This is a genomic window from Falsiroseomonas oryziterrae (assembly GCF_021864505.1).
GTDB lineage: Bacteria > Pseudomonadota > Alphaproteobacteria > Acetobacterales > Acetobacteraceae > Falsiroseomonas > Falsiroseomonas oryziterrae.
In genome coordinates, this window is the sequence record NZ_JAKJIB010000137.1 from 1 (window position 1) to 9,588 (window position 9,588).

The 9,588-nt window shown below is 71.9% G+C and carries 10 protein-coding genes; 9 read left to right on the forward strand and 1 reads right to left on the reverse strand.

The window, feature by feature from the left end:
* Positions 1–156 precede the first annotated feature (156 nt).
* Positions 157–747, reverse strand: coding sequence for a CarD family transcriptional regulator (locus L2I40_RS12455; protein ID WP_237215282.1), 591 nt, complete (start codon positions 745–747; stop codon positions 157–159).
* A 74-nt stretch (positions 748–821) separates the two neighbouring features.
* On the opposite strand from L2I40_RS12455, the gene L2I40_RS12460 reads away from it, so the two are divergent.
* The 9 genes from L2I40_RS12460 to L2I40_RS12500 form a co-directional block, all read left to right on the forward strand.
* Positions 822–1,769 (forward strand): sulfurtransferase, encoded by a 948-nt coding sequence (locus tag L2I40_RS12460; protein WP_237215283.1) that lies wholly within the window; start codon positions 822–824, stop codon positions 1,767–1,769.
* The gene (locus tag L2I40_RS12465) at positions 1,766–2,941 is read left to right on the forward strand and encodes a MalY/PatB family protein (RefSeq protein WP_237215284.1); all 1,176 of its coding nucleotides are present in this window, start codon (positions 1,766–1,768) and stop codon (positions 2,939–2,941) included. Before L2I40_RS12460 ends, L2I40_RS12465 begins: the two co-directional genes overlap by 4 nt.
* Before the next feature lie 165 nt (positions 2,942–3,106).
* Entirely contained in the window at positions 3,107–3,889 is a 783-nt protein-coding gene (locus L2I40_RS12470) for an ABC transporter ATP-binding protein (RefSeq protein ID WP_237215285.1), read from the forward strand.
* A gap of 50 nt (positions 3,890–3,939) precedes the next feature.
* On the forward strand, positions 3,940–4,632 hold the full coding sequence (locus tag L2I40_RS12475; RefSeq protein ID WP_237215290.1) for an ABC transporter ATP-binding protein: 693 nt from the start codon (positions 3,940–3,942) through the stop codon (positions 4,630–4,632).
* Between the two features lie 37 nt (positions 4,633–4,669).
* Positions 4,670–5,911: an ABC transporter substrate-binding protein gene (locus tag L2I40_RS12480; protein ID WP_237215286.1), complete on the forward strand. Its 1,242-nt coding sequence runs from the start codon at positions 4,670–4,672 to the stop codon at positions 5,909–5,911.
* A gap of 62 nt (positions 5,912–5,973) precedes the next feature.
* Positions 5,974–6,858 (forward strand): branched-chain amino acid ABC transporter permease, encoded by an 885-nt coding sequence (locus L2I40_RS12485; RefSeq protein ID WP_237215287.1) that lies wholly within the window; start codon positions 5,974–5,976, stop codon positions 6,856–6,858.
* Between the two features lie 3 nt (positions 6,859–6,861).
* Positions 6,862–7,857, forward strand: a complete 996-nt coding sequence (locus L2I40_RS12490; RefSeq protein ID WP_456305741.1) for a branched-chain amino acid ABC transporter permease — start codon at positions 6,862–6,864, stop codon at positions 7,855–7,857.
* Positions 7,858–7,972: 115 nt separating this feature from the next.
* A complete protein-coding gene (locus L2I40_RS12495; RefSeq protein ID WP_237215288.1) occupies positions 7,973–8,680 on the forward strand; it encodes a DUF1028 domain-containing protein in 708 nt (235 codons plus the stop codon).
* A partial coding sequence (locus L2I40_RS12500; protein ID WP_237215289.1) for an ABC transporter ATP-binding protein occupies positions 8,677–9,588 on the forward strand: 912 nt, incomplete at its 3' end. The genes L2I40_RS12495 and L2I40_RS12500, both read left to right, overlap by 4 nt.

The window sequence follows — 9,588 nt, forward strand, 5'->3', positions numbered from 1 at the left end:
CGCGCGGCGGCGCGGGCGAGGGCGGCGGCTCGGGCGGCGTGGGCTCGGGTGGCGGCTCGGCCGGACGATCGGGCGCTTGCATGGCGCCCCCAACGCGAACGGGCCGGCCCGGGTTGTCCCGGGCCGGCCCGCCAAGCGGATCGGAAAACGGAAGCTTCAGGCCGCGACGGCGATCGGCGTCGGCGCGACCGGGATGCGCTGGGCGATCTTGGCGACCGCGGCCTCGCGCGTCGTGTTCTCGACCGCGGCGATCTCGACCGAGAGGCGTTCCAGCGCCGCCTCGAAGATCTGCCGCTCGGAGAAGCTGCGCTCCGGATTGTTCACGTTGCGCGACAGGTCGCGCAGTACCTCGGCCACCTTGCGCGGGTCGCCGCTGTTCAGCTTCGCCTGCAGCTCCGCCGCGCGGCGGGCCCAGGTGATGCCGCGGGCGGCGCCGCGCGGCGTGCCGGTCAGTACCTCGAGCGCCTCGGCGATCAGTTCACCGCCCGCGAGGCGGCGGATGCCGTTCGCCACGACCTTGGCGCGCGGCACGCGCAGCAGCAGCCGGCCCTCACCGAAGGCGAAATGAACCAGCTCCAGCTTCTCGCCGCCCACATCGGCGCTGGACTGGCCGGTCACGCGGCCGACGCCGTGGGCGGGGTGCATCACCGCGTCGCCGACCGCGAAGCCGGCGAGGTCGGGGGCGGCAGGTGTGGCGCGCGCTGCGCTGCGCGCGGCGTCGGGCTTCGGCATGTCGGCCGACTCCATGTCCGGGATCTTCAGGATGTCACGGAGATGACGTTGGTTCCCAGGAAGATCAAGCGCCGGCGGCGATATGACTCATGCGTGTGGCGCGGATGTCGCGCGCCGAATTCGCGCATCGCCACGGCTGGGCACCGGTCTCCCTCGTCGTCGCGCGGCGCGGCAGGATGAGCGGGCAGGGGGGCGCGATGGACGAGCAGGGGCAGCGTGCAAGCGTGCTGGTGACGGCCGAGGCCGTCGCGCGTCTCGACGGCGCGGCGATCCTCGCCATCCGGAACCCGCGCGGCGACGACGACGCGACGCGCCCGCGGATCCCGGGCGCGGTCGATGTCGACCTGCCCTCGGAACTGGCCGGGCCGGGCGGCGGGACGCGCGGCTCGCGTCCCTTGCCGGAGATCGCCGCGCTGCAGGCGGCGGCGCGACGCTGGGGCCTGCGCCAGGGCCAGACCGTCGTCGTCTACGACCATGACCGCGGCCTGGTCGCGGCGCGCGGCTGGTGGGTGCTGCGCTGGGCGGGGATCGGCGATGTGCGGCTGCTCGATGGCGGCCTCGCGGCCTGGGTCTCGGCCGGACTGCCGGTCGTGCATCGCCCGCCGCAGCCCGCGCCGGGCGACGTCGTGCTCTCGCCCGGGCACATGAAGGTGCTGGACGCCAATGACGCGGCCGCGATGCCGCGCGACGGCGTGCTGCTCGATACGCGGGTGCGGCCGAACTACATCGGCGGCGCCACGCCGGCGGGCGCGCCTCGCCGCGGGCACATCCCCGGCGCCCTCAGCGCCCCGGCCGCCGACAACTTCACCGAGGCCGGGCCCTTCGCCGACGCGGCGACGCTGCGCCACCTCTACGAGGCGCTCGGCGCCGACGGCAGCCGTCCGATCGGGATCTATTGCGGCGCCGGGATCTCCGCCGCCGTCGGCGTCGCGGCGCTCGCCTCTCTCGGACTCGACGCGGCCATGTATCCTGAGTCCTGGTCGGGCTGGAGCGCGGATCCCGCCCGGCCCGTGGTGGTGGGGGGACGACCCGAGTGAACGCGTTCGATCCGACGCTCTTCGATGCGCCCATCGCGCGCCGCGACAGCGGCTGCGTGAAGTGGACCCGCTTCGACGAGGACGTGCTGCCCATGTGGGTGGCCGACATGGACTTCGCCGTGGCGGAGCCGATTCGCGCCGCGATCGCCGACCGGCTCGCGCACCCCGTGCTCGGCTACGGCGTGGCGCAGCAGCGCGTGAAGGAACGCATCGTCGCCTGGCTCGCCGCGCGCTACGGCTGGGAGGTGCCGCCGGAGGCGATCCTGCTGCTGCCCGGCGTCGTGCCCGGCTTCAACCTGGCGCTCCGCGCGCTTTGCGGGCCGGGCGCCGGCGTGGTGGTGCAGACGCCGGTCTATCCGCCCATGCTGAAGGCGCCCGGGAACTGGGGCCTGCGCCGGGTGGACGCGCCGCTGACCGACGACGACGAGGTGGACATGGACGCGCTGCGCACCGCGTTGCGCGGCGCCGGCCACGGCCCGGCCGCGCAGGACGGCGCCTTCCTGCTCTGCAACCCCCACAACCCGACCGGCCGTGTCTTCGGCGTGGCGGAACTGGCCGCGATGGCCGAGGCCTGCCTGGCCGAGAACGTGCCGATCGTCTCCGACGAGATCCATTGCGACCTGCTCTTCGACGGCCGCCGGCATATCCCGCTCGCCTCGCTCGCGCCCGAATTCGCCGCGCGCACCATCACGCTGATGTCGGCCGGCAAGACCTGGAACATCGCCGGGCTGAACGCCTGCTGGGCGGTGGTGCCTGACGCCGGGCTGCGCGCCCGCTACGCCGCCGCCCTGGCCGGCGTCGCCGATCATGTGAACATCCTCGGCCTCGTCGCGACCGAGGCGGCGCTGGCCGAAGGCGAGCCCTGGCGGCAGGCGCTGATCGCCTATCTCCAGGCCAACCGCGACTGGCTGCTGCGCGCGGTGGCGGAGCGGCTGCCTGGCGTGCGGCTGCGCGCGCCGGAGGGCACCTTCCTGGCCTGGCTCGATTGCCGCGGCAGTGCCGCCGCCGCCGATCCGCACCGCTTCTTCCTCGACCGGGCGCGCGTCGGGCTCAACGCCGGGCCGGATTTCGGGCCGCCCGGCCAGGGTTTCGTGCGCCTCAACTTCGGCTGTCCCCGGGCGTTGCTCGAGGAGGGGATCGGGCGGATGCAGCGGGCGCTCGCCGGCGCCTGAGGTCGCGGAATCGTTTGCACCGGGGGCTCCGCCGAAACGCGGCGCCCCTCCCTTGCGCATTGGCGCGGGCTTCTTCATGAAGAATGCCAACACATGGCGGGCATGCACGGATGTCGGGACTCTACCCGGCGCGTGGCCCGGCCGGGAGCAGGGAGGCAGCGGGGCGTGGCATCCGCGGCGAGTGATGGCCCGATCCTCGAGACCGAGGGCCTGACCAAGGAGTTCCGCGGCTTCGTCGCGGTGGCCGATGTCGCGCTCAAGGTGCGGCGCGGCACGATCCATGGCCTGATCGGCCCCAACGGCGCCGGCAAGACCACCTGCTTCAACCTGCTCACCAAGTTCCTGCCGCCGACGCGCGGCAGCATCCGCTACGACGGGCGCGACATCACCGGAATGAAGCCCGCCGAGGTCGCCCGCCTCGGCTTGGTGCGCAGCTTCCAGATCTCGGCCGTCTTCCCGCACCTGACCGTGCTCGAGAATGTCCGCGTCGCGCTGCAGCGCGCGCGCGGCGCCAGCTTCGACTTCTGGCGCTCCGAGAGCCTGCTGAAGAGCTTCGATGCCCGCGCCATGGAACTGCTCGACGATGTCGGGCTGACCGGCTACGCGAAGCTCACCGCGGGCGAGCTGCCCTATGGCCGCAAGCGCGCACTCGAGATCGCGACGACACTGGCGCTCGAGCCGCAGATGCTGCTGCTCGACGAGCCGACGGCCGGCATGACGCATGAGGACGTGGACCGCGTGATCGCGCTGGTGAAGCGCGTTGCGGCCGGGCGCACCGTCCTGCTGGTGGAGCACAACCTGAAGGTCGTCGCCGGCCTCTGCGACACCATCACCGTCCTCACCCGCGGCCGCGTGCTGGCCGAGGGCGACTACGCGGCGGTCAGCGCGAACCCGGAGGTCCAGGCCGCCTATCTCGGCACCGACCCCGGCGTGTCGGGAGGGCATTGAGCATGGCGGAGAGCATGGCGCTGGACCGCCCGGCCGCGACCGGCGCGCCGATGCTCGCGGTGCAGGGGCTCGAGGCCTGGTATGGCGAGAGCCACATCCTGCACGGCGTCGGCCTCGAGATCCGCCAGGGCGAGGTGGTCACGCTGCTCGGCCGCAACGGCGCGGGCAAGACGACGACGCTGCGCGCCATCATGGGCCTGACCGGCCGTCGCGCCGGCTCGGTGCGCTTCGAGGGCAGGGAGCTGATCGCCGCGCGCCCCGACCAGATCGCCCGCCAGGGCATCGCCTACTGCCCGGAAGAGCGCGGCATCTTCGCCTCGCTCGACGTGACCGAGAACCTGATGCTGCCCCCGGTGATCGCGCCGGGCGGCCTCAGCCTCGACGAGATCTACACGCTGTTCCCCAATCTCAAGGAGCGGGCGCGCAGCCAGGGGACGAAGCTGTCGGGCGGCGAGCAGCAGATGCTCGCCATCGCGCGCATCCTGCGCACCGGCGCGCGGCTGCTGCTGCTCGACGAGCCGAGCGAGGGCCTCGCGCCGGTGATCGTCCAGCAGATCGGCGCGATGATCCGCGAGATCAAGCAGCGCGGCTTCACCGTGCTGCTCGTCGAGCAGAACTTCCGCTTCGCGCAGACCGTCGCCGACCGCCACTACGTGATGGAACACGGCCAGGTCGTGGACATGGTGGAGAACGGCGAACTCGCCGCCAGCATGGACCGGCTGCACGAGTACCTGGGCGTCTGACGGCCCGGGCAGCAAGGACAGGGAAAGGAAACCGAGCATGACCATGAACCGCCGCACGCTTCTGGGCGCCGCCGCCACCGCCCCGGTCTGGGGCGCGCTGCCCTTCCGGTCGGCCCGCGCCCAGGCCGCCAACACCATCCGCATCGGCGTGCTGAACGACCAGTCCTCGCTCTACCGCGACATCTCCGGCCCCGGCTCGACCCAGGCGGTGCGCCTCGCGATCCAGGAGAGCGGCATCACCCAGGCCGGCATCAATGTCGAGGTCGTGCAGGCCGACCACCAGAACCGCCCGGACGTCGGCTCCACCGTGGCGCGGCAGTGGCTCGACCGCGACGGCGTGGACGTCATCGTGGACGTTCCCACCTCCTCGGTGGCGCTGGCGGTGAACACGCTGGTGCGCGAGCGGAACAAGGTCTTCATCAACTCGGGCGCCGCAACCTCCGACCTGACGGGCAGCGCCTGCACGCCGAACACCATCCACTGGACCTACGACACCTACATGCTCGCCAAGGGCACGGGCGGCGCGATGGTGGCGGCCGGCGGGCGGACCTGGTTCTTCATCACCGCCGACTACGCCTTCGGCCATGCGCTGGAGCGCGACACGACGACCTTCGTGAACGCCGCCGGCGGGCGCGTGGTCGGCAGCGTGCGCACGCCCTTCCCGGGCACCACCGACTTCTCCTCCTTCCTCCAGCAGGCGCAGCGCTCGCGCGCGCAGGTGATCGGCCTGGCGAATGCCGGCGGCGACACCATCAACTCGATCAAGCAGGCGGGCGAGTTCCGCATCACCCGCGGCGGCACCAAGCTCGCGGGGCTGCTGGTCTTCGTCACCGACGTCCACTCCCTCGGCCTCGAAACGGCGCAGGGCCTCGTGCTGACCGAGACCTTCTACTGGGACCTCAACGACCGTACGCGTGCCTTCACCCAGCGCCTCGGCCAGATGCCGGGCAACCTGCGGCCCTCCATGGTGCAGGCCGGCTGCTACTCCGGCGTGCTGCACTACCTGAAGGCGGTGCGCGACATGGGCGTCGCCGCTGCCAAGGCCTCGGGCGCCGAGGCGGTCGCGCGCATGAAGGCGATGCCGACCAGCGACGACGCCTTCGGCGAGGGCACCATCCGCCCCGACGGCCGCAAGATCCACCCTGCCTATCTCTTCGAGGTGAAGACCCCGCAGGAGAGCCGCGGCGCGTGGGACTACTACAAGCTCGTCTCCACCATCCCGGCCAACGAGGCGTTCCGCCCGATCAACGAGGGCGGCTGCGCGCTGGTGCGGTCCTGACGCCGGGCGGGGGCGGCGCGCGCCGCCCCCGTTGACGTCACCAACGAGGGCGCCGGGGAACCATGGAAGACCTGCTCTTCGAACTTCAGCTTGCGATGCCCCAGGTCATCCTGGGCGTGATCAACGGCGCCTTCTACGCCCTGCTCTCGCTCGGGCTTGCCGTCATCTTCGGCATGCTCAACGTCATCAACTTCGCCCATGGCGCACAGTTCATGATGGGCGCCTTCGTCGCCTGGATGCTGCTCGCCTTCCTCGGCATCGGCTACTGGCCTGCGCTGATCCTCGCCCCATTGATCGTCGGCCTCGTTGGCGTGCTGATGGAACGGCTGATGATCAGCCGATTGTACAAACTCGACCATCTCTACGGCCTGCTGCTCACATTCGGCTGCGCCCTGGTGATCGAGGGGCTGTTCCGCAACAACTTCGGCTCCTCCGGCCAGCGCTACACGCCGCCGCGCGAGTTCCAGGCGCTCAACCTCGAGATTGGCGACTTCTTCCTGCCGGGCTACCGCGTCTGGGTGCTCATCGCCGCGACGGCCGTGTGCCTCGCCACCTGGCTGGTGATCGAGAAGACAAAGATCGGCAGCTACCTGCGCGCCGCGACGGAACGCCCGCAGCTGGTGCAGGCCTTCGGCATCAACGTGCCGCTGATGATGACGCTGACCTACGGCGCGGGCGTGGCGCTGGCGGCCTTCGCGGGCGTGCTGGCGGCGCCGATCTACTCCGTGCATCCGGCGATGGGCGCGAACTTCATCATCACTGTCTTCGCGGTCGTCGTGATCGGCGGCATGGGCTCGATCGCCGGCTCGATCGTGACCGGCTTCCTCCTCGGCTTCCTGCAGGGCGTGACCGAGGTGGTCTATCCGCCCTTCTCGCAGACCGTGGTCTTCGTCATCATGGCCATCGTGCTGCTGACGCGGCCCGCCGGCCTGTTCGGGAGGGCCTGAGACATGGCCGACGGCACGTCCATCGCCGCCTCCGGCCCCCTCGGCGGACAGACGGAGAAGGAAGCCTTCCTCGGCTTCACCCGCCCCCAGGCGATCGCCTTCCTGGTGATGGTCGCCTTCGTGCTGGTGTCGCCGTTCTTCCTCTACCCGGTCTTCCTGATGAAGATCCTGTGCTTCGCGCTCTTCGCCTGCGCCTTCAACCTGCTGATCGGCTATGTCGGGCTGCTCTCCTTCGGCCACGCCGCCTATTTCGGCATGGGCGCCTATGTCACCGGCTATGCCGCGAAGGCGTGGGGCGTGCCGCCAGAGCTCGCGATCCTCATGGGCGGCGCCATCGGCGCCGCGCTCGGCCTGCCATTCGGCTGGCTCGCCATCCGCCGGGCCGGCATCTACTTCTCGATGATCACCCTGGCGCTCGCCCAGATGGTCTACTTCTTCTCCCTCCAGGCGCCCTTCACCGGCGGCGAGGACGGCATCCAGGCGATCCCGCGCGGCACGCTGTTCGGCATCTTCGATCTGACCGCGGACCTGACCATGTACTGGCTGGTCGCGGCGGTGTTCCTGGCGGGCTTCCTGCTGATCCACCGCATCGTCCACTCGCCCTTCGGCCAGGTGATGAAGGCGATCCGCGACAACGAGCCGCGCGCCACATCGCTCGGCTACCGGGTGGAGCAGTACAAGCTACTGGCCTTCGTGCTCTCCGCCGCGCTGGCCGGCATCGCGGGCGGCACCAAGTCGCTGGTCTTCAACATCGCCACCCTCACCGACGTCCACTGGACCATGTCCGGCGAGGTGGTGCTGATGAGCCTGGTGGGCGGCCTCGGAACGATCTTCGGCCCGGTGGTGGGGGCGGCGGTGATCGTCACCATGCAGAACTACCTGGCGGAGTTCGGCGCCTGGGTGCTGGTGATCCAGGGCGCCATCTTCATCGCCTGCGTGCTCGCTTTCCGGCGGGGCATCCTCGGCGAGATCGCCCACGCGCTCCGCGTGAAGCTGTAGCTGCCCGCCGGGCAGGCAGGCCCGGGCCAGGAGTTGGGCAGAGAGGGACGAATGGGCCGGGGCATCGCCGCGCAGGCATCTTGCGCAGGATGCCCCGCCTGTCGTTCATGCGGCCATGACGTGGTCCATCCTGGCGCGCGATCCCGTGACCGGCGAGATCGGCGCCGCCGTGGCCAGCCGCTTCCTGGCCTGCGGCGCCCTCGTGCCGCGCGTCGAGGGCGGCGTCGGCGCGGCCTGCACCCAGGCGCTGGTCAATCCCTTCCACGCGCCTGACGCGCTCGCCCGGCTGCGCGCGGGGGAGGCGCCGGAGCCCGCCCTCGCCGCGCTGATCGCGGCGGATGCCGGCCGTGCGACACGTCAGGTCCATGTGATGTCGGCCGATGGGCGCGTTGCGCAGCATACCGGCGACGGTTGCATCGGCTGGTGCGGCCATGTCTCGGGCGCAGATGTCTCCGTGGCCGGCAACATGCTCGCCGGCCCCGAGGTGGTCGCCGCGACCCGCGACGCCTTCCTCGGCACCGCCGGGTTGCCGCTGGCCGAGCGCCTGTTGGCCGCGATGGAGGCCGGGGAGGCCGCCGGTGGCGACAAGCGCGGCCGGCAGGCCGCCGGCATCCAGGTCGGCTCGCGCGACCCCTATCCCGATCTAGACCTGCGGGTGGACGACCATCCCGACCCGCTGGCCGAGCTGCGCCGCCTCTACACGGTCTGGCGCGGCTACACGCGCCACTTCCGCCGCTTCCTGCCCGGGCGCGACCATCCCGGCGTCTTCGACCGCGCCGTGATCCAGGCGGCGGTCGCCGAAGCCCAGGCGCAGGACGCATGAGCGGGCCCGTCCTCGAACTCCGCGACCTCGCCGTCACGCTCGCCACGGATCGCGGCCCGCTGCGCCCCGTGGACGGCGTGTCCTTCGCGGTCGAGGCCGGCAAGACGCTCGCCGTGGTGGGCGAGAGCGGCTGCGGCAAGTCCGTCACCGCGCTCGCCATCATGGGCCTGCTGCCGCCGCGCGCCGCGATCGGCGGCTCGATCCGCCTCGCCGGGCGCGAGCTGACGACGATGGAGGCCGAGGATCGCCGCCTGAAGCGCGGCGGCGAGATGGCGATGATCTTCCAGGAGCCGATGACCAGCCTGAACCCGGCCTTCCGCGCCGGCGACCAGGTGGCCGAGGCGCTGGTCCTGCACCAGGGCCTCTCGCAGCGCGCCGCCTGGGACAAGGCGGTCGAGATGCTCGACCGCGTGCGCATCCCCGACGCCGCGCGCCGCGCCGCGCAGTATCCGCACCAGCTCTCGGGCGGCATGCGCCAGCGCGTGATGATCGCCATGGCGCTCGCCTGCCGCCCGCGGCTGCTGATCGCCGACGAGCCGACCACTGCGCTCGACGTCACGGTGCAGGCGCAGATCCTCGGCCTGATCGACGAGCTGAAGGCGGAGACGGGGACCGCGGTGGTCCTCATCACCCACGATCTCGGCGTCGTCGCCGACCATGCCGACGAGGTGGTGGTGATGTATGCCGGCCGCGTGGCGGAACGCGCGCCCGCCGCCGCGCTCTTCGCCCGGCCGGAGCATCCCTACACGGTCGGCCTGCTGGGCGCGGCGCCCTCGCTCGAAGGCGGGGCGGAGCGGCTGGCGAGCATCGAGGGCACGGTGCCCGACCTTCGCGCCCCGCCGCCCGGCTGCCGCTTCGCGCCGCGCTGCCCCTTCGCGGTCGCGCGCTGCGCGGAGCAGCCGCCGCTC

Bases quoted from the DNA above. Each gene is read 5' to 3' on its own strand.
- L2I40_RS12495 (WP_237215288.1), top strand. From the start codon at position 7,973: ATGACGTGGTCCATCCTGGCGCGCGATCCCGTGACCGGCGAGATCGGC.
- L2I40_RS12460 (WP_237215283.1), top strand. From the start codon at position 822: ATGCGTGTGGCGCGGATGTCGCGCGCCGAATTCGCGCATCGCCACGGC.
- L2I40_RS12485 (WP_237215287.1), top strand. From the start codon at position 5,974: ATGGAAGACCTGCTCTTCGAACTTCAGCTTGCGATGCCCCAGGTCATC.
- L2I40_RS12490 (WP_456305741.1), top strand. From the start codon at position 6,862: ATGGCCGACGGCACGTCCATCGCCGCCTCCGGCCCCCTCGGCGGACAG.
- L2I40_RS12455 (WP_237215282.1), bottom strand. From the start codon at position 747: ATGGAGTCGGCCGACATGCCGAAGCCCGACGCCGCGCGCAGCGCAGCG.
- L2I40_RS12475 (WP_237215290.1), top strand. From the start codon at position 3,940: ATGCTCGCGGTGCAGGGGCTCGAGGCCTGGTATGGCGAGAGCCACATC.
- L2I40_RS12480 (WP_237215286.1), top strand. From the start codon at position 4,670: ATGACCATGAACCGCCGCACGCTTCTGGGCGCCGCCGCCACCGCCCCG.